Here is a 24,698-nt window from a genome sequence, read left to right on the forward strand (position 1 = left end):
TAAAGTTTTCTTCATATCGTTGCTTTTCTAAAGTATACTCGACCCGTTTGTTAAGCGTTTGTTAATTTTGTGTTTTTTTTGTGAACGTTCTGAAAATAAAAAAGATGCACCCAAGGTGCATCTTTGAGGCAGTCAATAAACTACCGACCAATTGTTAATCTGTTGTTTGCTTCGCCATGCGAAAATCGCTACGCTACTTTCGCATTGGTCGCGGGTAGCCGCCAACTATAAACAAGCTTATGATTGGCTCGTTGCCTGCGCCCAGAATCAGACAGGCTCTGCCATATCCGCTCCGATACGTACAACATGCGAACAATTGTCGGTACTGGGCTATCTTTCTTATTGTACAGTACTAAATTTTTAGCGTAAACCAGAAAATCGAGCCTTCATTAAGCTTTGAGGTGACACCGTAATCTCCGTGGTGGATATCGAGGATGGATTTGACGATGGATAGACCCAGACCAGTGCCGGTGACTGCCCGTTTGTGGGTTTTATCGACCTTATAATAGCGATCCCAAATATAGGGGAGATCTTCAGCGGCGATTCCTTCGCCGGAATCAGCCACTTCGATCTTAACCCAGTTGGTCAGATCGTCGGCCGGATTTTGAAAGATCGTCTGGGTGACGGTGATTTTTTTATCGTCTCCGGTATAATTGATGGCATTGGTTAACAGGTTGTAAAACGCCTGAGAAATTCGGGTTTCATCCGCCGTCAGGGTAACCTCCCGGTCAGCGATAAAATCAATCTGGTAGCCATCGAGTTCCATCATTTTATTCATTCTGTTAATGGAGTTGCTCAAGCTGACGGTCACGTTATAGGGCTGAAGATGGACATTGATGTTGCCAGTTTGCAGCTTGGAAATGTCCATGACATCATTAACCAGGGTGGTTAACCGTTTGGTTTCATCCACAATAATCTGGGCATTTTCGGAATTGTTTTCATCCGGTAAATCCCGCATTGCTTCAGCATAGCCGCTGATTAAGGTTAGAGGGGTGCGCAAATCGTGGGAGATATTGGCAATTAGTTCCTGACGTAGTAGCTCAACCTTTGAAAGCTCTTTGGCGGTAAAGTTCAAGGTGTCTGAGAGCTCGGCAATTTCTTTGTAGCCTGTTCCCTTAAACTGGGTTGAATAGTCACCAGTGGCCAGCATTTTAGCACTTTCGTTGATGGCTTCAATAGGTCGGGAGATCCATTTGGCAATGATAAAAGCCAGGATTACCGAAAACAGAATCATAAAGGCTGTAATATAATAAAGTTGCACCCGTAGGGTATTAACCGTCGCATTCACCGGCGAAATCAGTGAGTTGAGTACCAAAATTAATTCGTTATTGTTCGCATCGATGATGGTTTTAGAGTAAATAAGGGTATCCTTTTCTTTTTCCTCCGCTGGCGGTTTATCCTGAATTTGAGTGTTTTCAGGTTGAACAGAATCAGGCTCTGTTTCTCTGGCGTAGCCATCATGATTATAATACTGAAACAATTCGCCGTCATTGTTGGTCACTTCGGAATGAAGCGCTTTTTCATCAAAGGTTGGCTTACTGTGAATGATGCATCCCTTGACAACATGGGAAGAGTAGATGGTATCTCCGGAACTTGACAAAACCTTGATGCAAATATCTTTATTTTCAGAAACGGTGGAAATGATGGTGGCAATATTCTCGTCATTAATACTCTTTTCAATGGTGTTGGCAGTGGCTTTGATTTCATTGATTTTGATGCTTTTATAAAAACTGTTCAGAAAAACGACCTGAAAAAGCCAGAGCAGTATCAGTAACACCCCGCAAAAGCCAAGCAGAAATAGAAAAATTTTCCATTTGATAGTGATCTGTCGGGATTTATTTTTTTGGGGGAAAAATGACTTGCTTTTTTTCAATGGTTTAACCTTCAAACCGATAGCCCACGCCCCGCAGGGTAGTGATCAGTCGGGCATATTCTCCAAGACTTTTGCGGAGTAATTTAATATGGGTATCCAGGGTTCGGTCATCCCCGTAGAAATCATAGCCCCAAACTTCAGTAATCAGTTTTTCTCGGGTCAAAGCGATGTTTTTGTTACGGATCAGATAAAAAATAAGGTCAAATTCTTTTGGCGACATATCGATGCTTTCGTTATCGATAAGGATTCTTCTGGCGGTAAAGTCAGCGGTCAGGCCATCCTTCACAAAGATATCATGTTCCAAAGACTGATCCCGGGCGGCCCGCTTCATGATGGCATCGATGCGCATCATCAGTTCTTTGGGCGAAAAAGGTTTTACCACATAATCGTCGATGCCCAGTTCAAAGCCATGAATCTTGTCATATTCTTCACCTCGGGCAGAAAGCATCAAGACCGGAATGTTTTGGGTTTTTCTAATTTCTTTGACGGCAGAAAAACCATCCAGTTCCGGCATCATAATATCCATAATAATAATATCAAAGGTTTCGTTGCGGCAGCGTTCAACGGCTTCCATCCCGTTTGAGGCTTCAACCGCCGTATGACCTTCAAAAATTGCGTATTTTTTAATCAGTACTCGGATTTTTTCTTCATCATCCGTTATTAATAGTTTATACATCCACGTCACCTCTTTTTCTCATTATAATATAAACAGGATAATATTGCTAAGTGTTTATTGCGTGAACAAGTTCTGATTTATGGCTGAAAAATCTTTAGAAAGCTGATGATTTATGTGACATCATCACAGAAAAAAAACGGCAAAGGCGATAAGATAATAACATAATAAAGAAGTATTAAAATTTACACCAATAAATTATATAAAGGAAGGTTTTATTATGTTAAACTTATTATCAAGAAAATCAGAGTCAAAAAATTCAGTAAAAAGAATATCCCCGGCTGAGGCCAAAAAACGATTGGATGCCAATGAACCAATCGTGCTTCTCGATGTGAGAGAAAAAAATGAATATGCCGGCCAACATATTCCGAATAGTATTAATCTACCATTAGGCCAGATTCAGACGGTGGATAAAATCGTTCCGGATAAAAATGCTACGATCTTTGTTTACTGTTTGAGTGGCGGCAGATCTCAAAGTGCTGCGAGTCAGATGGTCAAAATGGGATATCAGAACATTTATAATCTTGGCGGCATCGGCGGTTGGAAATATGGAACCGTTAGCAGTCATTAATTAAAACTTGAGGTGGGTATGGGAGATCAAGAAATTCAGGCGTTATCCAGAAAAATATTTTTAACCATTTCACCACCCGGAAATGGGGATATTATCGGTGATCAGGAACGCATTCTTAACGCATTGACTCCAGATTTTGGAGCGGTGCGTTTTTCTCGACGCCTACTAAAAAAAATATACCCCTTGTGCCGGGAAGCCAATTGGGAGATTACGCTGACGCTGGTAAAAAGCGGCGCAACCTGGGAGCTGGTGGAACTGGAACCCGGGGATTGGCGGCATCGCCATTTTGGGTTGGCCGTCGATTTGGGCAGTACCTCCGTGGCAATGAGGATGGTGGATTTAAATACCGGTAAGGTCCTGGGTGAAGAAAGTATCCTAAATCATCAGATTGCGTATGGTGATGATATTCTCAGTCGTATCTTTTATGCCAAAAATAAACCGGCTCATCTTCTGGCTGTGCAGGAAGCAACGATTGGTACCTTTAATGCCCTGATGAATCGACTGGAAGAAACAACTGGAATCAATGCTCAGAAATCCTGTATCATGGTTGTTTCTGGCAATACCACGATGATCCATTTTTTATTGGGTATTGATCCCTGGCCCATTTTCGAGTATCCTTTTGCGCCGGTGTTTAATCATACCGGTTATCTTGACGCCTGGGATCTGGGGCTTAATACCAGTGGCTATCTTTATTGTATGCCCTCGGTTGCGAACTATTTAGGCGGTGATACTATCAGCGGTTTGCTGCTGGCCGGTCTTCACGAAAAAGATGAATTGGGATTATTTATCGATATTGGTACCAACGGTGAAATGGTCTTAGGAAATAAGAACTTTTTGGTGGCCGGAGCCGGAGCAGCCGGACCGGCATTAGAAGGCGGTATCAGTAAAAACGGCATGAAGGCCACCGCTGGGGCTGTGGATTCGGTTATTATTGTCGAAAATGAGCTCAGACTGACAACCATCGGCGGTCATCGGCCCCTGGGTATTTGTGGGTCGGGGATTGTTGATCTGATTGCCCAGATGCTGTTAAGCGGCTGGATTGATTTCTCAGGTCGCTTTAATCCCGAGAAATCCCGCCGGATTGTTAAACGTGGCGAAGAATATGGGGTTCTATACGCCACCCGGGATGAGTCCGGTAGTGGTGAAGAACTGCTTTTTACGCAAAAGGATATGAGCCAATTTATCGATACGAAAGCTGCCGCCAGCACCATGGTTGCCTATCTGCTGGAACGGTTGGGTGTTGAGGCCATGGATGTTGATCGGCTGTATGTTTCTGGGGCTTTTGGGACTTACATTAATCTGGAGTCAGCGATCACCATCGGTCTTTATCCGGATTTACCCCGAGAACGTTTTGTTTCGTTGGGAAATAGTTCCTTAAATGGGGCTTATGCCCTACTAACCAACGGTGATAAAATGGAAACGGTCACGATGCTTCAGGAACGGATCGAGTATCTGGAGTTTGGAGCGGCCACTGATTTTATTTCCCGGATGTATGCCGCCCGGTTTTTGCCCCATACGGATTTTGATCTCTATCCCACCGTTAAGGCGGCACTAAAAAAACAGGGACGCTTGCGATAGCAGTCAAAAAAACAGGCCGCCAGACAATGGATGTCATCCATTGTCTGGCGGCCTTTATTCTATGAGTCGTTATTTTTGTTCGACTTGGGGCAGACTGTCAAAACCGATTTGAAGATCTTCATCAGTAGGAATATAGTCGGTCATGTTGCCAGCGTTGTAGTTCATATAGGCAGTCATATCAAAGTAGCCGGTGCCGGTTAAGCCAAAGACGATGACTTTCTTTTCGCCGGATGCCTTGCAGGCCACAGCTTCATCAATAGCGGCTTTAATGGCATGAGCTGATTCGGGGGCAGGCAGGATGCCTTCGATTCGGGCAAACTGGGTGGCCGCTTCAAAAACTTCATTCTGGGTATAAGATTTAGCGCGGATATAGCCGTCATGGTAAAGCTTGGAAATAATTGGGCTCATCCCGTGGTAGCGTAATCCACCAGCGTGGTTGGGTGAAGGCATGAAGCCGCTGCCTAGGGTGTACATCCGAATGAGTGGAGTGGTTTTCCCGGTGTCGCCAAAGTCCAGGGCATAACGTCCCCGGGTTAACGATGGGCAGGATGCTGGCTCAATAGCAACAAAGTCGATGTCATTCTTGCCTTCAATTTTGTCGGCCATAAACGGCGCAATCAGACCCAGTAAATTGGACCCGCCTCCGGCGCAGCCAATGATGATATCCGGTTTGATGTCATATTTGTCACAGGCAATCTGGGTTTCTAACCCAATGATAGATTGATGCAGACCGACATGGTTTAAAACGCTGCCCAGGACATATTTGCAACTGTCGGTGGTGACGGCCACCTCAATGGCTTCGCTGATGGCACAACCTAACGAGCCGTTGGTGTCTGGGGTTTCAGCTAGAATTTTTCGTCCGGCGTTGGTGGTGTTGGAAGGGGAGGCAATCACCTTGGCGCCATAGGTTTCCATGACTGCCCGGCGATGGGGTTTTTGCTCCGCTGAAACCTTAACCATATAAACGGATAAGTCCAGATTAAAGTAGGCACAGGCCATTGACAGAGCAGTGCCCCATTGTCCGGCACCGGTTTCGGTGGTTAATGCGGCTAAGCCCTGTTTTTTGGCGTAATAGGCCTGGGCAGCAGCAGAGTTTAACTTATGGGAACCGGAGGTGTTGGTTCCTTCATATTTATAATAGATCTCAGCCGGAGTATCCAGCTCTTTTTCCAGGCAATAGGCCCGGACCAGGGGCGAGGGTCGGTACATTTTATAGAAATCACGGATTTCTTCGGGAATTTCAATGTACTGCTCGGTGGTATTAAGTTCCTGATCCACCAGTTCTTCGCAGAACACAGGCAGCAGTTCCTCTTTGGTACAGTATTCACCAGTGCCGGGATTTACAAAAGGCTCAGGCAGCTCCTTCATTTTGGCCCGGAGATTGAACCAGTATTTCGGCATCTCATCTTCACTTAAATAAATCTTATAGGGTATCTTTTTCATGGCATTTCCTTTCTTTCTGTTGTTAAATCATTACAGACTAGACGTCTGTAAATACAAAAAACTCGTCCTCTACTAAACGTAAAGGACGAGTATAACGACTCGTGGTGCCACCTTTTTTCACAGGATCAGACCTATCTCTGCAGAATACCAACATATTCCTCAACACTTACGTAGTTGTCACGTCATGGAATACTCGGCCGAAACCTTTGACCATGCCCTCAGCGGTCCATTTGATGGATTGCGTTCTGCAAGGCTCTCAGCCTACCTCGCTCTCTGTTAGTGCATCTTCCACCGTTATCTCCGCATCAATGGTTTGTTTTTATTTAATTAGCTATATTCTAAATGAAAAATTAAGAAAAGTCAATTAGTAAATTCTAATCTTGACAATTATCCGGAAATGAAGTACAATCGAATTGTAAAGAAATTGTAACGAAACGGAGTTTCGATCTGAGGATTGAAATCGAAATGGAGGTTTTATGATAGAAAAAAAGAATCAGAGTTCGAATAAAAGAAAAAAGTCGATTCTTAAGATCGGGATGGCCAGTGTGATCATCACCTGTGTGGTAGGAACGGCCAGTTCTTTTGTTTTTGCTAAGGAGATCAAAGTAACCGTTGATGACAACGAGAGAATGCTCAGCGGTGGCATATTCCAAAATGTTGGCGATGTGCTTGAAGACAACGGGATAAAACTGGGTGATCAATATTCTGTCAATGTGAATACCAAATCGGTACTGTTTACGGTTGATAATATCGAAGTGAAAAGCAAAGCCAGTGGTGAGCTGGCTTTTGACGGGAAAACCATTATTTATCAGACAGAAGCAAAAACTGTGGGTGATTTACTCAAAGAGTATCAGATCGAACTAGAAGATCTTGACCGGGTTGAACCTGGCAAATCGACGCGCTTAGAAGATGCAAAGAAAATTAAGGTGATCCGGGTTCAGGTTGAAGAATTGCCAAGCCGACAGGTTGTCACCTATACTACCCAGAATAAAGATAATCCGGAAATGGAAGTTGGTAAAAGCAAGACTGTTCAGGTTGGGGTTGATGGCGAATCCAGTCAGGTTGAACGGGTGCTTTATGAAAATGGTGTGGAAGTTAAACGAGAAATTATTTTTGATGAAATTGTAACCGCACCGACACCTGAAATTGTGGAAGTGGGAACAAAAGCAGTGGTTGAAACCCCAGCAGCGGTGGCAGAAACTCCGGCAGTGGTAAAACCCCCGGCAGTGGTCGAGACTCCCGTGGTTGAAACACCAGTAGTAAAAGAGCCGGTTCCAGCTCCGGTAATTGAAACACCGGCGCCCACACAAACAACAGCGACCAATACGATTCCGGAAGGGGCCGTAAAAATGACCATTCAGTGTACGGCTTATACGGCAACGGGAAATGCAACCGCATTGGGTGTGATGCCAAAAGCCAATCACACCGTAGCAGCCTGGAGTGGTTTGCCCTTCGGCACTAAGATTTATATTCCGGCCATGGGTACCACCTATACGGTTGAAGACCGGGGCGGTGCAGTAACTCAGGGAATCGTCGATATTTATATGGATTCCTACGATGCCTGTATTCAATTTGGACGACAGAATCTGGAAGCATATATTATTTATTAAAATGAATAAAAAGCAGGATGTGCGTCGCACATCCTGCTTTTTTTAGAAAAAACGATTATAAAAAGATTGAAATAAAAAAGCAGAAACCGATCACGCGGTTTCTGCTTTATTTTTTTAGATGCCTTAAAACGATGGCCCGATAGTCGAAGGGATTGGTGATATCCCGGGTGTAGGGAATCGCAGCAATGTTTAGTTTTACATCCGCTTCTATGGCTTCATATTCTGATATCAGCGCATTGAAGGCATCGGTAATCTCCTGATTAATCAGCAACTGATTTTTTACGGAAGTATTTTCCATCAGAATACTGAAGACACTGCCATCTAGAATATAAATCAGATGATTACTGTAGCAGTAGTTTTTGATAATCTTTAAGGTTTTATAAAGAATCTCATCCCAAAGCCTTGCTCCGTTCATGGTTTTGAGTTCGTCCAGATGGCAAACCGTAATCATTTCCAGGGTAAGAATCGTTTCGCCTCGGGAAGCCCGATCCATGGCGTATTTGAGATCCTTGTAGTAGGCTTTCTCAATGGTTAATCCGGGACTTTCTTCCAGATTGTCATAGGAAGCAATTTGTTGTTCCAGATTTTTTTTGAAATGGAAAAGCTCCCGGACCTTTTTGATTAATAATGCCGAGCTCCATAAAATCATCGGGATCACAACCAGCCAGCCGATCTGATACAAGTTAAAGGGAACGCCCAGGTAGAAAACAGAAATGAGGGTTAAAACCACATAACTGCAGAGTAGCAGGATCATAAAAAAGATACTCGCACCATAGGGCATAGCAATGGTAAAAATCAGACAGGTAAATAAAATAAATACCACCGAGTAATCAATAAAGTTAAAGTCCGAGGCGGTAAAAATCAGAAAAGCTCCAAAAACCATTAATCCCATAAAGAAAAAAACAAGCGGCGGAACCATATTGGTTAAGCTAGGCTTTTGGATGGGGTTGTGGTTTGCTTTTTTTGGTGGTTTCTTTTGTCTGTCTGCCTTCGTCTGTCTCTTTTCCGGTTTTGCTTTTTTGGGTGGTGTTTTTTCCAGATCCGGCGGTTTCGTAGTCAGAACGGGTTTTTCTACCTGACGTGGCGGTGTTTTTTTCAGTTCGGGGGGAGGAGCGGTGTTTATTGGATTTGGGACAACTTCCGCTAACGGCTTTGTTTCAGAAAAGCTGGAATGGGAAAAATTGTCACCTGTGCCTGGCATGGCTTTATTGGCGATCTCAGATGCCGTTGCCATTTTGGGGATGGTTGAGGTCCGCTCCGCTTCAGAAGCGTAAGGCGTGGTCCGTCCTAATATTTTAGATAGGGTAGGCAGTTCCTCATCATCCTCAATTTCACCGTTGGGGGTGGAAAAGCCAACCTTGTCACTAAGTGGTGATGTTTTTTTACTGAGAAGATCGCCATTAAAGGCAAGCTGGTTTGTCCGGGTTTCGAAAGGACGGGAATTGAGGACGGCCTGATCGAGCGCATCATCATCCGAAATATCCACCCCAGAAAGAAAATGTTCATTGGGGTGGTAGGGATCATGAATAGTTGTTTCAACAGCCTCAGGATTCATTTCTCGCGAAATAAAGCCGTCTTCTAGGAGTGAAGTAAGCTTTGCATCTATTCGTATTTCACAGTCCTGGATGGTCGCATCCAGAAGCTGTTTTTTTTCGAGAATAATATCCAATTTACTCGGCTGGATTTTGTCATTATTCATATATATCCATCGCTTTCGCAAATAATTTCGTTGCAATAATTTTTGGTCATTGACTTTATCATCATAATCATGGATGATAAAGGAGCTTTTAGAGGCGGGTCAACCGACAGTGAATTAGAAACGGTCCTCTACAACTACACATTATAGCAAAGATTTGGCATAGATTAAAGGAAAAATCGAAAAAAGGCCGTAAATTCAGATAAATATTTTTATCAACAGCTAGAAAGACCGGTTTTTTTAAGTAAAAAAAGTTTAAGTCGCCTGTTTAAAGGGTTCTTAAGAACCGGCTGATTTGTTTCAACTTTTAGCTGTGTATATGTGGATAAGTTATTAAAAAACTATCAACAGGCCGGTTGTAAAAAGGCAGATCAGAAAATCCCATGATTAGGGATGTTTTGAGCATAATTGGCGTTGTTTACAAAAGTTATCCACAAATAGTGGATAGAATCGACGAATTTGTGGATAAACCTGTTGACAAACCTGGAAAATATAAAAAACGTGTGGAATAGGAGGAGTTAATTGTGGATAACTTTATAAAAAAAGGGGAAAGAATCGAGGATTTAGGGCTTAATAATTTGAAGATTATTCAAAATCCGGATTATTTCTGTTTTGGTATGGACGCAGTGTTGCTATCCTGGTTTGTTTCCCGGTTAACAAAGGGATCTCCCCACATCATCGATCTGGGAACCGGAACAGGGATTATTCCATTATTACTTTATGGCAAAACAAAGGCAGCCTCACTCACTGGGCTGGAGATTCAAAAACCGCTCGTGGAAATGGCCAGGCGGAGTATGGCGCTCAATGGTTTGTCAGCCCAGATCCGGATCATTGCCGGGGATATTAAAAACCCTGGTAGTGAAATTCTGCCAAACACGTATGATGTGGTGGTCAGTAATCCGCCCTACATGCGGGCCCAGGCGGGGCTGAAAAATAATTGTGAAACCAAGACAATTTCCCGACATGAAATTTTGTGTAGTATTGAAGACATTCTCATTTTCAGCAAACGAATGCTAAAGGATCGGGGACGCCTGTTTCTGGTTCATCGACCGGAACGGCTGGGGGATATCATTTCTTTGATGCGCCTTTATAAAATCGAGGTCAAACAGCTGCAATTTATTTACCCATCCTTAAAAAAAGAGGCCAATCTGGTTTTGATTGAGGGGCGAAAAAGCGGTCAACCGGGGTTAAAAACGGATGCTCCCCTGATTGTATACCAAGAAGACGGGGAATATACTCAGGAAATTTATGATATCTATGGGATGACCAAGCCGCAATAAAAAAATGAAATGAGAAAAAACCGATCTCGGCGATTAGCTGAGACCGGTTTTTTTATAAACGGCCCCGCCGGGCCTTGAGAATACGAATGTCTTCACCCAGAAAGGGAATCGTTTTAAAATAGCCAGAGATCCGTGAGGAAAGCCGTTCGTCATATAGTGATTTTATTTTAAGCACCGTCAGATTGCTGGAAATAATCATCTTTTTTTCGGCATTAAGGCGGCTGTCGATGACCTCATAGAGCTGTTTTTGGCTGTATTCTGAAGAAAATTCAGCCCCTAGATCATCGATAATTAAGAGATCACAGAGCAGCAGTGGTTCATAAATTTCGGTCGATGTTTTCTTTTCCCGGAAAAGTTGATCCTGAATACTGGCGACCAGGTGAGCAGCGGTGACATAGACAATCCCATAGCCCTTTTCAGTGAGTTTGTTGACAATGCAATTGGACATAAAGGTTTTGCCCACGCCAGGCGGACCGACAAAAAGAAGCTGATCTTCAATCGTTTCAAAATTCTGACAATATTTTAACATATTTTGTTTAATGTTGAGGGCATTGGACCGATGACTGGCAGTTGTAGAACCAATGGGCTGCTCTGAATAATAGTCGGAATTAAAGGTTTCAAAGGTTTCCCGTTGGGCCCGGGTTTTTAAGTCATAGCTGGAAAAACTGATTTCGGCCAGACATTGATTAAGACAAGAGCAAGGTCCTTCAGGAAGAATTCCTGAATCCTGACAAAGCGAGCAATAATACGAATGGCTTAGTAGAGCGGCCTTTTCTCCGGCAAAATCTTTTTTTCTGGTTTCAAGCGCACTCATTTGCTTCCGGATGGCAGCGGTTTTATCCAGTTCATTGGCGACGGTGGCCCGGATCAGGGCAACTCCCAGGCGATTGATTTGATTATCCAGATCAGAAAGCGCGGGTATCTGACGATAGAGGGCTTCTTTTTTTTGGCGTTGTTTAAATTGGTAAGCATGCTGTTTTTTTTGTAGCAGGGCAAAGGCGGCATTATAGGTCTTCATCACTTATCTCCAGTTCCGGCCATAAATCCTCGGCGTAGTTAACTTCCATATCCAGGTAAGCCTGTTTACGGGAATCACTCATCGGTTCAAGGGCTTCTTTATGATCAAATTTGGGTTTTGGTTTGTCGTTTTTAATGTCTTCCAGGGTTTTAAAGCCCTGTTCGTGCCAATTTTTCAGGATCCCGTCAATATATTTCATATTCGGTTTATTGGTTCGGGATAAAGCCTGGACAATGATTTCCATGGAGAAACCGTAATTCTTAAACCAGGTGTCCATCATTTGTCGCTCAGAAACCATGGGGTTTCGTTGAATTCCCAGGTATTTAAAGATTTGATAATAGCTCGTTCGTTTATGGGCGGAGTCTTTGATATAAGCTTCGGCCTCAATATGATCCCGAACCTCGGCAGCATGAAAGCTTTTAGCGACAGTTTCCAGATAGGAGATCACCTGGGCCGGGGTAAAGGTGCGGTCTTTTTTATTGATCATATTAATGGAATACTCCACAATCAGGATCACCGCTTCCGGAGTGAAATTGTAGTCATCGAGCCAGCGCTTAAAAAGCAGGGTTTCTTTTTTGGTGATGGTCCGGCTTTCATACATATCCTGGATGGTGGTGTACATGCGTTGAATTCGGTCTTCGATGCTGTTGGAGGATTGCGTATTTCTAGGAATGGTGGTCTCCGGGATGGCCTCATTTTTATAGAGGATGGTGCCGGTGATATTATAAAAACGGACCAGTGCATCGCGGGTGCCGGTGTATTCAATAGCGATAATTTTTTCAGATGCCCAATAATCCCAGGCTTTTTTTACGTCGGTCTCCAATAAATTCAGATCCTTGGCGATATCTTCATTACTGATTGGGGTCAGACCCTGATTAAAGCATCGCTTTAAGCCATAAAGATAGACCTTGACGTAGTCCCCCCGAGCCATGGGCATGTAGTGATTAATAAAAATATTTTCAATGGGTGTCACACCCAGGTCATCATGGCTGGAAACTAATTCAAAACGATTCATTTTTTACCTCAAGTTATGGATTGATAATCTTTTTTACTTAAAATCTTTTAATTGTATAAATACAATGATGTTATTATATCACATCACATTTAATTTGTGAGGAATTCCTGTTTTCTTTAGGCCGAGAAAAGAATTCTTAAAGAGTATAAGAAAAACCGGCAGGCAGATAAAAAAATGGCATAAAAACTCAAGATTTCTTGATAAAAATGAAACTTATGATATAATTACCAATTGGATATTGCATATACACTTGCACTGAAAGGAATAAATATGGATGCTTTTATTATAGAAGGAGGTAACCCCCTACAAGGCGAGGTTACGATCTCCGGGGCAAAAAATGCGGTACTGGGAATAATTCCAGCTGCGGTGCTTTGTGCCTGCTCAAGTAAGATAGAAAATGTTCCCGATATTAAAGATGTTAACAAGATGATTGTTATTCTGGAAAAATTGGGCGCTGAAATATATAGAGAAAAAGATACTTTGATTATTAATACCGAAAAACCAATTTCATATGACGTATCGGAGTATGAAGAGGAAACGGGTCAAATGCGGGCTTCTTATTACCTGCTGGGTGCTTTATTGGGACGCTATCGCAAGGCGATTGTGCCATTGCCCGGTGGTTGTAATATTGGCGATCGCCCGATTGACCAGCATATCAAAGGCTTCCAGGCCTTGGGAGCAACCGTGGTGATTGAACATGGTCAGGTAAAAATGGAGGCACCAGAACTGAGAGGCGCCCATATTTTTCTCGACGTGGTCAGCGTCGGTGCAACGATTAACATCATGTTGGCGGCAGTCCGGGCTGATGGCAAAACAATTATTGAAAATGCCGCCAAAGAACCCCACATCGTTGATGTGGCTAACTTTTTGAACCTGATGGGAGCAAACATCAAGGGTGCGGGAACAGATGTTATCAAGATCGTTGGGGTTGAAGAAATGCATGGTTGCGAGTATTCAGTGATTCCGGATCAGATTACTACTGGTACCTATATGATGGCCGCAGCGGCCACACAAGGAGATATTTTAATAAAAAATGTCATTCCCAAGCATATGGAGGCGATCACGGCTAAACTCAGCGAAATGGGTGTTATTGTTATGGAAGAAGACTATGGGATTCGGGTTATCGGCAAGCATCCCTTAAAAGCGGTGAATGTCAAGACCATGCCGTACCCGGGCTTTCCGACCGATCTGCAGCAACCAATGGCCGTATTAATGACAATCGCCCAAGGTACTAGCACCATTACTGAAAGTATCTTCGAAAGCCGCTTTAAATATGTGGATGAACTGCGCCGGATGGGTGCCAATATTTCGATTAACAGCCGGACCGCGAGTATTATTGGGGTGGAGACCTTATCGGCCACTAAAATAAAAACCACCGATTTAAGAGCTGGAGCCGCCATGGTTATTGCTGGTTTGATTGCCGATGGTGAAACAAAAATCACTGAAATTATTCATATTGATCGGGGATATGAAAATTTACAGGAAAACCTGAGAAACCTGGGAGCTGATATTCGGCGAATTTCCGAGAAAGACCCTTCTTTTCTTTAGTTCGATTCTGACTGATGGAAGGAATTGGTAAAAGATTACCTTAAATCTCGTAAAGTTAGGTTAAGTCAGGTTTAAGCATCATTCGCTAGGATTAACCTAACAATTTGACTGGCCCCTGGTGCATTTAAATGGAATAGTTTTACATCGTTTTTTAAAATGAACAGGGGAGCAGCGATTGAAATTTTGTAGTCTATATAGTGGAAGTTCAGGTAACAGTTTATTTATCTCAAACAACAACACAAAGATACTCATTGATGCTGGGCTCAGTGGGAAACGGATCCAGAGTGCCATGGACCTTATCGCGGAGGATCTTCGAGAAATCGGCGGTATTATGGTGACCCATGAACACAGTGATCACATCCATGGGGTGGGGGTATTATCGCGTCGTTTTGACCTGCCGATTTATGCCAATGAAAAGACCTGGGAAGCGATGCTAAAAAGCCTGGGTAAAATCGCTGAACATAATATTAAAATCTTTGATTTTGAAAAACCATTTGATATTCAGGATCTTCAAATCAAAGCCTTTAAAACATCCCATGATGCAGCAGATTCAGCCGGATTTGTCATTTTTGACGGAAAAAAGCGGTTGGGAATTGCCACTGACTCCGGGATTATAACTCCAGAAATGCGCGGTGCCCTTAGTGGTTGCGATTTGGTGGTGCTGGAGTCTAATCATGACGTGTCGATGCTGGAAGCTGGATCGTATCCTTTTTATCTCAAGCAGCGGATAAAAAGTGATTTCGGACACTTATCCAATGAGACCGCCGGTGATTTGGCTTTGGCGCTGGTACAGGAAGGCACGAAGCAGTTGGTGTTGGCCCATCTCAGTCAGGAAAACAATTATCCCCTGCTTGCTTACGAAACTACCGCCCGGATATTATCAGAAGCTGGGATAGTTCTGGATAAGGATGTGAAACTTTGTGTGGCCAAAAGAAGTAGTGCCAGTGAGACAATTAACCTGTGAGATCTTCAACTAAGATTGAGGAGAAACGATGGATGACGATCTGAAAAAAGAAAAAAAGCCAAATTCTCTTATTATCGGTATGCTTGGTGCAATAGTTGGCGGTATAATTGTGGGCGCTTTATTCCTTGGTGTGGACTTTTTTTTCGACAACAGCACCGTGATACAAGGCGCTAAGAATGAAATTGTCGTTAACCAGGGATCGGCAGACTCGGTGGTTGAAGCGATCGCTCAAACTGTGCCGCCATCGGTGGTGGGGATTGAGACAACCGGAGTGGCTATGACCGCGTATGGTCCGCAGGAAGCAAGCGGGGTTGGTTCCGGTTTTATTTTAACCAGTGATGGCTATATTGCCACGAACCAACATGTTGCTTCAAATGATATTTCAGGCATGACCGTATCACTGGCTGATGGGAAAACGTATGATGCTAAACTGATTTGGTCGGATTCAACTCTTGATATGGCGGTTATAAAAATTGATGCAACGGATTTACCGGTTCTTGAACTGGGTGATTCAGACAATGTCGTTGTCGGCGAACTGGCGGTCGCAGTGGGTAATCCATTGGGGCTAAATTTTGAGCGAACGGTAACATCTGGCATTGTCTCTGCAATTAATCGGAGTATTCCTCTAGACAGTGGGTTGGCCGAAGACCTGATCCAAACCGATGCTTCAATTAATTCGGGAAATAGCGGGGGACCGCTAGTCGATAAAAATGGCAAGGTGATCGGTATTAATACCTATAAACTGACCACAGGTGAAGGCATGGGTTTTGCCATTCCGATTAATATTTTAAAACCAATTCTTAACGAGATTGTGGCAACCGGTAAGTTTGATGCCACTGTGATGGGAATCACTGGATATGATCGGGCGATTGCCGATTATTATGTCACCGACAGCAAGGTCGACTTTAATGAAGGGATCTATATCGCATCGGTGCAACAAGGCGGCGGTGCTGCCAATGCCGGACTGCTAGCTGGCGATATCATCAAAGAAATCAATGGGGTTAAAACCAATACTATGCTTAAGATGAAAGAAATTCTCTATGCAGTTGATGCGGGCGAGAAGGTGAGCGTTACCTTTGAGCGAAATGGCCAAAAACAGACAAAAGATGTGGTGGTTACATCACAACAATAAAAAATGATTAAACAGGAGTCAATCATTCAGTGATTGACTCCTGTTTTTTTCAGTGCTATAATCTGAAGTGCTGAATCAATAGGGAATCAGCTTTTATTATTAAATAAATGAATCAACCTTAAATAATAGCGAAGTGATTGGAATTATCACCGAAGCAGAAAATTTAAACTGAAATGCGTTTTGAATCGCATTTAAATTATCAAAGACGATAGCTTTTTTTGTTATGGTCTTTTTTTGTGAATTGGATTTTCTGCCGAGAATAAACCAGCTTGTCAATGAGGACACGAGTAGCGATTGACGCTAAACCGTCAGTTTTAAAAATGGGTTGATCAGATTGGTCACTGTTGCGTTTGCAGTGATTTGAAAATAAAGAATTAATAAGAAGGGAGTAATAAAATCAAACCAAGGAGTAATGTTGATAAATTGCAAAATTCAATGAAGTCAACAGGTATTTGTTATTAATGAAATCAAGACACAGAGAATTTGGAGGAAAGTATGATTAATTCTGGAGATGTGGCATTTGTTTTAATCAGCTCAATGCTGGTATTTTTTATGACTCCCGGCTTGGGATTGTTTTATGCAGGAATGGTGCGTAGGAAAAATGTGATCAATACCTTAATGTCAGTTGTATTTTGTTGCGGGCTGGCAACGGTGATGTGGTTTGCAGTCGGTTATTCAATTTCTTTTGGCACAGACGTGGGAGGATTGGGAGTCGTCGGGAATTTAAGTAATGCGTTCTTTAATGGCGTCAGTGCTACTGAAGCGGGTCCATATGCCGCCAATATTCCGGGGGCGCTGTTTGCGATCTTTCAGTTAATGTTTTGCATTATCACACCGGCCATTCTGGTCGGCGCCTTATCAGGGCGAATGCGGTTTTCAGCCATGTTTATCTTTATAACCGTGTGGCTGTTACTCGTCTATTACCCACTGGCCCATATGGTTTGGGGGACTGGCGGTTTTATCGCTGGATTAGGAGCAGTCGATTTCGCCGGTGGAAACGTTATTCATATCAGTTCTGGGGTTTCCGGCCTGATTGCCTGTATCATACTGGGAACCCGAAAAGGTTATGGGATTCAATCTTATCATCCGCACAATATTCCCATGTTTTTTACCGGTGGCGCTATTTTATGGGTCGGATGGTTTGCGTTTAATGGAGGTTCTGCTCTGGCGGCCAATGGTTTGGCGGTTCAGGCCGTTGTCAATTCAATGATTTCATCAGCCGCAGCAATGTTAAGCTGGATGACAATTGAAACGGTGCTTTATAAAAAAGTGACCGTTATGGGAGCAGTCACTGGCGCAATTATTGGTCTGGTTGCAATTACACCAGGAGCGGGATTTGTAGCCTTTTCAGCCGCACTGGTGATTGGTGCATTGGTCAGCCCGATTTGCTTCTTCTTTATGACAAAGGTCAAACATAAATTCGGGTATGACGATGCGCTGGATGCTTTTGGATGTCATGGGATTGGTGGAATTTGGGGCGGTATTGCCACCGGGCTATTTGCTCAATCAGCCATTAACCCGATTGCTCAATGGGATGGTCTGTTTTTTGGAGCCACCGAATTATTGGTTGCTCAACTGACGGCGGTGGGTATTTCAATTATCTACTCAGCCGTTATGACAGCAGTGATTATGACGGTGCTCAAAAAAGTGATGAAAATACGGGTCACACCTGAAGCTGAAGCATTGGGCCTGGATATCAGTGAACATAGTGAACAAGGTTATCCAGCATTTTCTGGTATTGATCAGTAAAATAGTGTTGAAGTACGGTAGGGTAACCAGAAAATCAGGGTTACTCATTCAGTAAAGAAAGGAAAAACTTATGAAAATGATTGAAGCGATTATCCGTCCAGAAAAACTGGAACCTTTGAAGGACGCATTTTTGGCGGCAAAGATCAACGGTATGAATATTCGTCAGGTGTTGGGATGTGGCAATCAGTATGGCTGGATTGCCCATAATCGGGGTACCACCGTGATGATGAATATGATTCCAAAAATTGAAATTAAAATAGTGGTGGCTGATGATCAGGTGGAAGAAATCGTCCAATTGATTATGAGCGTGGTTCGGACAGGTGAAATTGGTGACGGAAAAATTTTTATCAAGCCTGTGGAAGAATGTATTCGAATCCGAACTGGAGAAAGAGGGGATATTGCCCTATAAACGATGCAAGCGTCAAGAACTAAAAAAGGCCATATATGTTTACACGTGTAAACATATATGGCCTTTTAGTGTATTCTTTTTTACAAAAAACAACGAAATGATTGACTTTTCTATAAAAATAAATATAATAAGGATTATAGTTACAAAATTTCAGATGCGAATAAAAACAAAAGTAATTAGCCGGAAACAAGAGAGGTAATAAAAATGAAAAAGGTAGTTGATGATGAGCGTCTGATGGTGAAAATTTGTGAGATGTACTACAATCAGGATATTAATCAGAAGTTGATTGCCAAGGAATTGGGGCTTTCACGACCAACTGTGTCGCGGATTCTTCAGAATGCCAAGGCGCGCGGGATTGTCAAAATTGTCATCGATCCAATTTTTGGCAACAATTACGTGGATCTGGAAAAGAAACTGGAAAGCCGATATGGTTTAAAAGAGGTTTTTATCGTAGATAGCAAACAGGATAACCGGGATCAGAAAGATGAGTTGGCTAAGGCGACCGCCAATTATCTGGAACGATTGATCAAAGATGATACCATTATCGGGATATCGATGGGTTCTTCTATCGGCCAGATCTATCGTTTTGTGTCAAAGGGAACCTTAAAGCGGGTGACCTTTATCCCGCTGATTGGTGGAATTGGACATCTGGGTATGGAACTCCACTCCAATACGATTGTGGAAGCTCTGGCCAAGGCTTTTGGTGGTGTTTCTTATTTGCTCCATGCGCCAGCTCGGGTGTCAGGAGTCAAGATTAAAGAGGAACTGATGAAGGAACCGGATATCAAACGGATCATTAAAATGGGCGATGGCCTGGACGTGGCGGTAGTTGGAATCGGGGTTCCTAATCGTGGTTCGGCCATTATGTCCACCGGTTATTATGATGAAAAGGATATGGAAACAATGCGTCAGAAAAATGTGGTGGGGGATGTCTGCATGCAGTTTTTTGATATCAATGGTAGCACCGAACCATTTGCTGCCGACAATTGTGTGATTGGGGTTGATATTAAAAAGCTGCGACGGGTTCCACATTCGATTGGGGTTGCCAGTGGTCCTGAAAAAGCGCTGGCTATCCAGGGTGCCATAAAAGGCGGGTATATTAATGTTTTAGTTACTGATGCGGAATGCGGAAAAAAACTACTGGCGATTGAGCAAGCATCGGAACGGGTTTAAAAAAGAAAGAAGCGTAAAAATGAATGAAATTTTAAAAATGTCTATGAATGAAATGGCAGAAGCAGATTTTGATTGCTCATGTGGACGACACCACTCGCTGTCGATAAAAAAAATCGCCATTGGCAAAGGTGTAATTCAGCAACTGCCCGATATTGCAGCAGAATTCAAGGGAAAACAACTCTACATGATCAGCGATAACAATACCTGGAAGGCGGCTGGCGAGCAGGCCTTTAAAATTTTGAGTGATTCAAATTTTGAGGTAAAAAGCCATCAGTTTGAAACCGGTACAGAAATACTTATTCCCGATGAATTAGCAATGGGAAGAATGCTTCTGGAAATGCCTCTGGGCACCGCTTTAATTGTCGCTGTGGGTTCTGGTACGCTTAATGATATGGCCAAATACCTGTCATCGAGGACCGGGATTCCCTATATTATTGTGTGTACAGCGCCATCGATGGATGGGTATGTTGCCGATGGGGCACCACTAATCTGCAACGGACGAAAAATATCCTATGTGGCAACTTTGGCCTACGGCGTGGTTGGTGACACCGATATTATGAAACAGGCACCCATGCATATGATTCATGCCGGGCTGGGCGATGTACTGGGGAAATTAACGGCGTTAACTGACTGGTCGTTGGCAGTTGCGATGATTGATGAATACCGATGTGAGACCTGTGTTAAATTGGTTGAGGAAGCCCTGCGAAAATGCATTGAGTTTGCCCCAGCCCTAAAAGAACGAAATGAGGAAGCGATTCTCTACCTGATTGAAGCCTTGACATTAACTGGGGTGACCATGGCCATCGTTGGTGTATCGCGGCCGGCGTCCGGTTCGGAACACTTGCTTTCACATTACTGGGAAATGGATTTTATCGCCCGTCACAAATACCCGGAACTCCATGGGGTAAAGGTCGGCATCGCCACCCCCATCGTAGCCGAAATTTATCAGCTGCTAGACGATGAGCTACCACCAGAAACGAAGGCCCTGGCTCCCCAACGTGAAGTCGTGGAAGCTCTTTTAGAAAGTGCCGGAGCGATGATTTCCCCAAAAGAAGTTGGTATCGACCGGGATCTTTTTTATCGCAGTTTAATGGAGGCGAATACAGTACGTAAACGTTACAGCGTTTTTCAGTACGCAAAAGATAAAGGGCGATTAGAAGAAATCGCCGGGATAATCACCGAAAGGATTTACGGAAAATGATCATGCCAAAAAAAGAAGCGCTAAAAGATGTTAAGTTATTTGCCCTGGATATGGATGGTACGGTTTATCTGGGAAATGGTTTAATCGACGGAGCACTGGACTTTATAAAAGAATTGCGAACCCGAAAAAAGGATTTTATTTTCATCACCAATAATTCATCCCGGGTGCCCAGCTTTTATCAGGAAAAATTAAAAAAAATGGGCTGTTTTGTAGAAGCAGATCGGATCATCACCTCCGGAGATGTGACCATTGAATATTTAAAAACGTATCACCCCGGACAATCGGTCTATTTAATGGGTACACCGCTGTTGGAAGAGAGTTTTAGACAACACGGCATCAATCTGGTCCAGGAACAGCCAGATGTAGCAGTGGCCAGCTTTGATACCACCCTGACCTACGAAAAGCTGGAGAAAATCTGTACCTTTATTTTAAATGGCGCAGTTTTTTTATCGACCCATGTGGATTTAGTTTGCCCTACGGAAACCGGTTTTATTCCCGACTGCGGTTCCATGTGTGCCCTGATTACCAAATCCACCGGTGTGGAACCCAAATATTTAGGTAAACCCTTTGCTGAAACGATGGAGATGATTCTGTCCATTACCGGGCATAAAAAAGAAGATGTGGCCTTTGTCGGAGACCGGATCTATACTGATGTGGCCACCGGCGTCAACAACGGCGGTAAGGGTTTTTTAGTGCTGACCGGGGAGACCAAAATAGCGGATATAAAAAATTCAGATGTGGTTCCGGATTGCGTTTTTGAATCGCTAAAGGAAATGACGGACTACTTATAAAGGAGGGAATCATTTGATTTATTTAGCATTGGTCGCGTTTGTGATGATGATCTTACAGAGTGGATTAACTTATTTTCAGTATAAAAATTATCAGCAGGCGGTCAATAGTCTGTTAAGTCAGGGAACCATACTGGGTATTGGTTTACGTAAGGGTGGTTTTCGTTTAAAAGGAGGGGCGATTATTGTTTTAGCCATGGATTGTCGTAGCGGACGTATTTGTGGGTGTAAGAAACTAGAAGGGATCGCCCTATGGAAGCGGTTTTTAGAAACCGATTATTATAATGGCCTGTCGCTATCAGAAATTCGCGAGGTAGGTCTGGTAGAAGATCTAAAGATTAATAAAAAAAGACGAATAAAGGAACCATACGCACCCAATGGTTTGGATAAAAAAAGAAAAAAAGGGGCCTTGATTCAGGCCGTTGAAGCCATCGATAAGCGATTGGAAAAGGACGTAAAGAATGCACAATATCTTAAAAGACGGGAAACCGAAAGAGCGATGGGAAACAAACAGCCCAGATCAACATAAACTGCTTTGATAAAATAGTGCGCTGTAAACGTTATAATTAATAAATAGAAATAGAACAAGGAAAGAGATAAAAATTGCGCGCTGGGTGAGCGTCAAAGATACAGCAGCAACAGGTATTGGCAATCATTTTTGTCAGGCTTTAAAATAATAATAAAGGGAGAACTTATTTATGGAAATACTAGCAAGTATCGGCAATCATTTTTATGGCTTATATCAGGCGGGTGGCCAATTTCTGATGATCTATATCACTGATTTTATCCCCTGGATTCTTTTGATGATCACATTTATGCACATATTATTTAAACTCATTGGCTTGGAACGGATTGAAAAATTAGCAAAATTATTGGGGAAAAACCCCATCACGCGATGGTCTCTGATGCCCATGCTATGCATGATGTTTTCAGGAAACCCGATGACCTATCCCTATGCCCGTTTTTTACCGGAGAATCAGAAAGTTGCTTTTTTTGATGCTTCTATTTCATACTGTCATCCGGTTACCGGTTTGTTTCCCCATGCCAACCCGGGGGAATTATTTGTTTACCTGGGTATCGCCACGGGGGTTTTTCTGGCCGGATATGATTTAGGATTTTTGGCTATTTCTTATTTCCTGATTGGTATTTTAATTGTCTTTATTCGCGGTTTAGTAACTCAGCTTATTTATAATGCCAAATACAAGAAAAAATACGGCACAGCAGAAAAGAAGGAGGCGTAAGCATGTTTAAAGCAGTTAAAATTGAAAAGGGTCATGGCGGCTGGGGTGGTCCACTGGTTATACAGCCGACGGAAAAGAAGGATAAGATTGTCTCCATTACTGGCGGCGGAATTGATCCGTTGAGTAAACGAATTGCCCAGATTACTGGTGCAAAAGCCATTGATGGCTTCAGTAACGGTGTGCCTGATGATGAAATTGCCTGTGTTGTCATCAATTGTGGAGGCACTTTACGATGTGGGGTTTATCCCAAAAAAGGCATTATGACCGTCAACATTACGCCAGTCGGACAGTCGGGTCCACTGGCAGAGTATATTAAAGAAGAGATCTATGTGTCAGGGGTTGTTGATAAAGGGATTAGCTTGGCAGATGGTTCTGAGGTGGCTCCTGAAACAGAAGCGGTGGTTGAAGAGGTCGTTGAAGCGGTTACGGAGCATCGCTCAGATGATAACTGGGTAGCCAGAGGTGGTAAAGCTTTGGCCGGCTTTGCCACAAAATGTGTCCAGGGCGGGAAGGAAGCCGTTGACATTACAATTAAGGATATTCTTCCGTTTATGGCTTTTTATGCTTTACTGCTGGGGATCATTATGTATACTGGTCTGGGGAATTTAATGGCCGTTTATGTTTATCCCTATTTGGGAACACTGCCCGGCTTGTTGATTCTGGTTGTCATTTGTGCGTTACCGATGATTTCACCTCTGGTTGGTTCAGGTGCATTAATCGGGCAGGTTTTAAGTGTCCTGGTTGGACTGGGTATCGCTTTAGGAGCCTTTCCAGTTTATCTGGCACTGCCGGCGTTTTTTGCTGTAGATGCACAGGTGGGCTGTGATTTTATCCCGGTGGGATTATCGATGGGAGACGCCGAAAGCGATACCGTGGATATTGGTGTGCCATCGGTGCTATTATCCCGTTTGATTACCGGTCCCATCGCGGTTGTGATTGCCTACTTTTTTGCGATGGGCATGTATGGACTTTTATAAATATGTTTATATAAAATAAAAAGGGGAACAAAGAATGTATAAAACAATCATAACTGAAATTGGGCCAATGGCTTATGAATTGATCGGCGGGGGGATGCTGGTAGTATTTAATGAAAACGCCCCGGCAGCATTAAGAGAGATGTCCGTCATGCATACCATCGAATCCTTGCGTCATCCAGTTAAGGTGGATGATATTGTGGTGTTTGGCGATCAGGAGTACTTAGTGACAGCTGTGGGTCATGAAGCGAATAACACCTTGGATACTATGGGGCATTGCACATTTTGCTTTAACGGAAAGAGTGAGGTTCAAATTCCGGGACAGATTGAATTATCAGGTGATGGAGTACCAACGCTAGCGATTGGATGCGGTTTTCATATTTATTCAACCTGATAAAGAATAAAAAAGAAAGGAATGAAGGATTCATTAACAGGTAGTCATATGCATGCAAAACAGGTTACCATTATTAATCCCACCGGCTTACATGCACGACCGGCGGCAGAGTTTGTCCAGAAGGCTGGAGCGTTCAGAGCAAATATCCAGATCAAAAAAATGGATGAGGATCCAGCAACAGGTGATGCAAAATCGCTACTGGGGATTATGTCAATTGGTTTGGGCCAAGGGGATACGATTGAAATAAGTGCCGAGGGTGAGGATGAAATGCTGGCGGTGGAAACTCTGGTCGCCCTGGTTGGCAGTGGGTTTGGAGAAGTGTAATGATTCTAAGACGTTAAAAAAACACCGTCAGGTGTTTTTTTAAC

23 protein-coding genes are annotated in these 24,698 nt (G+C 43.3%); 17 read left to right on the forward strand and 6 right to left on the reverse strand.

From position 1 onward, the window contains the following. Positions 1 to 352: 352 nt before the first annotated feature. Together DOZ58_RS14755 and DOZ58_RS14760 are read right to left on the reverse strand one after the other, a co-directional pair. Positions 353 to 1,873 (reverse strand): cell wall metabolism sensor histidine kinase WalK, encoded by a 1,521-nt coding sequence (locus DOZ58_RS14755; RefSeq protein WP_111888989.1) that lies wholly within the window; start codon positions 1,871 to 1,873, stop codon positions 353 to 355. Between the two features lie 4 nt (positions 1,874 to 1,877). After that, positions 1,878 to 2,549, reverse strand: coding sequence for a response regulator transcription factor (locus DOZ58_RS14760; RefSeq protein WP_111888990.1), 672 nt, complete (start codon positions 2,547 to 2,549; stop codon positions 1,878 to 1,880). 217 nt (positions 2,550 to 2,766) lie between these two features. On the opposite strand from DOZ58_RS14760, the gene DOZ58_RS14765 reads away from it, so the two are divergent. After that, on the forward strand, positions 2,767 to 3,117 hold the full coding sequence (locus DOZ58_RS14765) for a rhodanese-like domain-containing protein (protein WP_111888991.1): 351 nt from the start codon (positions 2,767 to 2,769) through the stop codon (positions 3,115 to 3,117). A gap of 18 nt (positions 3,118 to 3,135) precedes the next feature. Further along, positions 3,136 to 4,695 carry an ASKHA domain-containing protein gene (locus DOZ58_RS14770; RefSeq protein WP_111888992.1) on the forward strand — a complete coding sequence of 520 codons (1,560 nt, stop codon included), beginning with the start codon at positions 3,136 to 3,138 and terminating at the stop codon, positions 4,693 to 4,695. A gap of 69 nt (positions 4,696 to 4,764) precedes the next feature. Here DOZ58_RS14770 and DOZ58_RS14775 read toward each other — a convergent pair whose 3' ends face one another. Further along, entirely contained in the window at positions 4,765 to 6,138 is a 1,374-nt protein-coding gene (locus DOZ58_RS14775) for a TrpB-like pyridoxal phosphate-dependent enzyme (RefSeq protein WP_111888993.1), read from the reverse strand. A gap of 476 nt (positions 6,139 to 6,614) precedes the next feature. On the opposite strand from DOZ58_RS14775, the gene DOZ58_RS19180 reads away from it, so the two are divergent. After that, positions 6,615 to 7,748 (forward strand): 3D domain-containing protein, encoded by a 1,134-nt coding sequence (locus DOZ58_RS19180; RefSeq protein WP_111888994.1) that lies wholly within the window; start codon positions 6,615 to 6,617, stop codon positions 7,746 to 7,748. Positions 7,749 to 7,854: 106 nt separating this feature from the next. Here the strand turns inward: DOZ58_RS19180 and DOZ58_RS14785 are convergent, their stop codons facing one another. Beyond that, positions 7,855 to 9,447 carry a hypothetical protein gene (locus DOZ58_RS14785; RefSeq protein ID WP_111888995.1) on the reverse strand — a complete coding sequence of 531 codons (1,593 nt, stop codon included), beginning with the start codon at positions 9,445 to 9,447 and terminating at the stop codon, positions 7,855 to 7,857. Between the two features lie 521 nt (positions 9,448 to 9,968). Between DOZ58_RS14785 and DOZ58_RS14790 the strand changes: the two genes are divergently transcribed. Further along, positions 9,969 to 10,724: a tRNA1(Val) (adenine(37)-N6)-methyltransferase gene (locus tag DOZ58_RS14790; protein ID WP_111888996.1), complete on the forward strand. Its 756-nt coding sequence runs from the start codon at positions 9,969 to 9,971 to the stop codon at positions 10,722 to 10,724. A gap of 52 nt (positions 10,725 to 10,776) precedes the next feature. Here the strand turns inward: DOZ58_RS14790 and DOZ58_RS14795 are convergent, their stop codons facing one another. Both DOZ58_RS14795 and DOZ58_RS14800 read right to left on the reverse strand, forming a co-directional pair. After that, on the reverse strand, positions 10,777 to 11,742 hold the full coding sequence (locus DOZ58_RS14795; protein WP_111888997.1) for an ATP-binding protein: 966 nt from the start codon (positions 11,740 to 11,742) through the stop codon (positions 10,777 to 10,779). After that, the gene (locus DOZ58_RS14800; protein ID WP_111888998.1) at positions 11,729 to 12,757 is read right to left on the reverse strand and encodes a DnaD domain protein; all 1,029 of its coding nucleotides are present in this window, start codon (positions 12,755 to 12,757) and stop codon (positions 11,729 to 11,731) included. Before DOZ58_RS14800 ends, DOZ58_RS14795 begins: the two co-directional genes overlap by 14 nt. A gap of 270 nt (positions 12,758 to 13,027) precedes the next feature. On the opposite strand from DOZ58_RS14800, the gene DOZ58_RS14805 reads away from it, so the two are divergent. The 13 genes from DOZ58_RS14805 (at position 13,028) to DOZ58_RS14870 (ending at position 24,654) form a co-directional block, all read left to right on the forward strand. Next, the gene (locus DOZ58_RS14805) at positions 13,028 to 14,305 is read left to right on the forward strand and encodes a UDP-N-acetylglucosamine 1-carboxyvinyltransferase (protein ID WP_111888999.1); all 1,278 of its coding nucleotides are present in this window, start codon (positions 13,028 to 13,030) and stop codon (positions 14,303 to 14,305) included. 175 nt (positions 14,306 to 14,480) lie between these two features. After that, complete coding sequence (locus DOZ58_RS14810; protein ID WP_111889000.1) at positions 14,481 to 15,269, forward strand: MBL fold metallo-hydrolase; 789 nt, start codon at positions 14,481 to 14,483, stop codon at positions 15,267 to 15,269. Between the two features lie 28 nt (positions 15,270 to 15,297). Continuing rightward, positions 15,298 to 16,401, forward strand: a complete 1,104-nt coding sequence (locus DOZ58_RS14815; RefSeq protein ID WP_111889001.1) for a S1C family serine protease — start codon at positions 15,298 to 15,300, stop codon at positions 16,399 to 16,401. Positions 16,402 to 16,896: 495 nt separating this feature from the next. Continuing rightward, positions 16,897 to 18,150, forward strand: coding sequence for an ammonium transporter (locus DOZ58_RS14820; protein ID WP_111889002.1), 1,254 nt, complete (start codon positions 16,897 to 16,899; stop codon positions 18,148 to 18,150). A gap of 70 nt (positions 18,151 to 18,220) precedes the next feature. Further along, a complete protein-coding gene (locus tag DOZ58_RS14825) occupies positions 18,221 to 18,559 on the forward strand; it encodes a P-II family nitrogen regulator (RefSeq protein ID WP_111889003.1) in 339 nt (112 codons plus the stop codon). Positions 18,560 to 18,763: 204 nt separating this feature from the next. Further along, positions 18,764 to 19,732: a sugar-binding transcriptional regulator gene (locus DOZ58_RS14835; RefSeq protein WP_111889005.1), complete on the forward strand. Its 969-nt coding sequence runs from the start codon at positions 18,764 to 18,766 to the stop codon at positions 19,730 to 19,732. A 19-nt stretch (positions 19,733 to 19,751) separates the two neighbouring features. After that, positions 19,752 to 20,933, forward strand: a complete 1,182-nt coding sequence (locus tag DOZ58_RS14840; RefSeq protein ID WP_111889006.1) for a sn-glycerol-1-phosphate dehydrogenase — start codon at positions 19,752 to 19,754, stop codon at positions 20,931 to 20,933. A 2-nt stretch (positions 20,934 to 20,935) separates the two neighbouring features. Then, complete coding sequence (locus tag DOZ58_RS14845; protein WP_371414176.1) at positions 20,936 to 21,724, forward strand: HAD-IIA family hydrolase; 789 nt, start codon at positions 20,936 to 20,938, stop codon at positions 21,722 to 21,724. A gap of 13 nt (positions 21,725 to 21,737) precedes the next feature. Beyond that, positions 21,738 to 22,250 carry a transcriptional regulator GutM gene (locus DOZ58_RS14850; RefSeq protein ID WP_111889007.1) on the forward strand — a complete coding sequence of 171 codons (513 nt, stop codon included), beginning with the start codon at positions 21,738 to 21,740 and terminating at the stop codon, positions 22,248 to 22,250. A gap of 169 nt (positions 22,251 to 22,419) precedes the next feature. Further along, the gene (locus DOZ58_RS14855; protein WP_111889008.1) at positions 22,420 to 22,962 is read left to right on the forward strand and encodes a PTS glucitol/sorbitol transporter subunit IIC; all 543 of its coding nucleotides are present in this window, start codon (positions 22,420 to 22,422) and stop codon (positions 22,960 to 22,962) included. A 2-nt stretch (positions 22,963 to 22,964) separates the two neighbouring features. Beyond that, positions 22,965 to 23,939: a PTS glucitol/sorbitol transporter subunit IIB gene (locus DOZ58_RS14860; RefSeq protein ID WP_111889009.1), complete on the forward strand. Its 975-nt coding sequence runs from the start codon at positions 22,965 to 22,967 to the stop codon at positions 23,937 to 23,939. 34 nt (positions 23,940 to 23,973) lie between these two features. Beyond that, complete coding sequence (locus tag DOZ58_RS14865; RefSeq protein WP_111889010.1) at positions 23,974 to 24,330, forward strand: PTS glucitol/sorbitol transporter subunit IIA; 357 nt, start codon at positions 23,974 to 23,976, stop codon at positions 24,328 to 24,330. Positions 24,331 to 24,351: 21 nt separating this feature from the next. Further along, positions 24,352 to 24,654, forward strand: coding sequence for an HPr family phosphocarrier protein (locus tag DOZ58_RS14870; protein WP_371414177.1), 303 nt, complete (start codon positions 24,352 to 24,354; stop codon positions 24,652 to 24,654). Positions 24,655 to 24,698 lie beyond the last annotated feature (44 nt).

The sequence above is a fragment of the Acetobacterium sp. KB-1 genome (genome assembly GCF_003260995.1).
GTDB lineage: Bacteria > Bacillota > Clostridia > Eubacteriales > Eubacteriaceae > Acetobacterium > Acetobacterium carbinolicum.

What these genes read in the sequence shown, in the direction of transcription:
- DOZ58_RS14775 (WP_111888993.1), bottom strand. Translation starts at nt 6,138, where the DNA reads ATGAAAAAGATACCCTATAAGATTTATTTAAGTGAAGATGAGATGCCG.
- DOZ58_RS14770 (WP_111888992.1), top strand. Translation starts at nt 3,136, where the DNA reads ATGGGAGATCAAGAAATTCAGGCGTTATCCAGAAAAATATTTTTAACC.
- DOZ58_RS14870 (WP_371414177.1), top strand. Translation starts at nt 24,352, where the DNA reads ATGAAGGATTCATTAACAGGTAGTCATATGCATGCAAAACAGGTTACC.
- DOZ58_RS14860 (WP_111889009.1), top strand. Translation starts at nt 22,965, where the DNA reads ATGTTTAAAGCAGTTAAAATTGAAAAGGGTCATGGCGGCTGGGGTGGT.
- DOZ58_RS14825 (WP_111889003.1), top strand. Translation starts at nt 18,221, where the DNA reads ATGAAAATGATTGAAGCGATTATCCGTCCAGAAAAACTGGAACCTTTG.
- DOZ58_RS14765 (WP_111888991.1), top strand. Translation starts at nt 2,767, where the DNA reads ATGTTAAACTTATTATCAAGAAAATCAGAGTCAAAAAATTCAGTAAAA.
- DOZ58_RS14805 (WP_111888999.1), top strand. Translation starts at nt 13,028, where the DNA reads ATGGATGCTTTTATTATAGAAGGAGGTAACCCCCTACAAGGCGAGGTT.
- DOZ58_RS14865 (WP_111889010.1), top strand. Translation starts at nt 23,974, where the DNA reads ATGTATAAAACAATCATAACTGAAATTGGGCCAATGGCTTATGAATTG.
- DOZ58_RS14785 (WP_111888995.1), bottom strand. Translation starts at nt 9,447, where the DNA reads ATGAATAATGACAAAATCCAGCCGAGTAAATTGGATATTATTCTCGAA.
- DOZ58_RS14840 (WP_111889006.1), top strand. Translation starts at nt 19,752, where the DNA reads ATGAATGAAATTTTAAAAATGTCTATGAATGAAATGGCAGAAGCAGAT.
- DOZ58_RS14855 (WP_111889008.1), top strand. Translation starts at nt 22,420, where the DNA reads ATGGAAATACTAGCAAGTATCGGCAATCATTTTTATGGCTTATATCAG.
- DOZ58_RS19180 (WP_111888994.1), top strand. Translation starts at nt 6,615, where the DNA reads ATGATAGAAAAAAAGAATCAGAGTTCGAATAAAAGAAAAAAGTCGATT.
- DOZ58_RS14795 (WP_111888997.1), bottom strand. Translation starts at nt 11,742, where the DNA reads ATGAAGACCTATAATGCCGCCTTTGCCCTGCTACAAAAAAAACAGCAT.
- DOZ58_RS14800 (WP_111888998.1), bottom strand. Translation starts at nt 12,757, where the DNA reads ATGAATCGTTTTGAATTAGTTTCCAGCCATGATGACCTGGGTGTGACA.
- DOZ58_RS14815 (WP_111889001.1), top strand. Translation starts at nt 15,298, where the DNA reads ATGGATGACGATCTGAAAAAAGAAAAAAAGCCAAATTCTCTTATTATC.
- DOZ58_RS14845 (WP_371414176.1), top strand. Translation starts at nt 20,936, where the DNA reads ATGCCAAAAAAAGAAGCGCTAAAAGATGTTAAGTTATTTGCCCTGGAT.
- DOZ58_RS14835 (WP_111889005.1), top strand. Translation starts at nt 18,764, where the DNA reads ATGAAAAAGGTAGTTGATGATGAGCGTCTGATGGTGAAAATTTGTGAG.
- DOZ58_RS14820 (WP_111889002.1), top strand. Translation starts at nt 16,897, where the DNA reads ATGATTAATTCTGGAGATGTGGCATTTGTTTTAATCAGCTCAATGCTG.
- DOZ58_RS14760 (WP_111888990.1), bottom strand. Translation starts at nt 2,549, where the DNA reads ATGTATAAACTATTAATAACGGATGATGAAGAAAAAATCCGAGTACTG.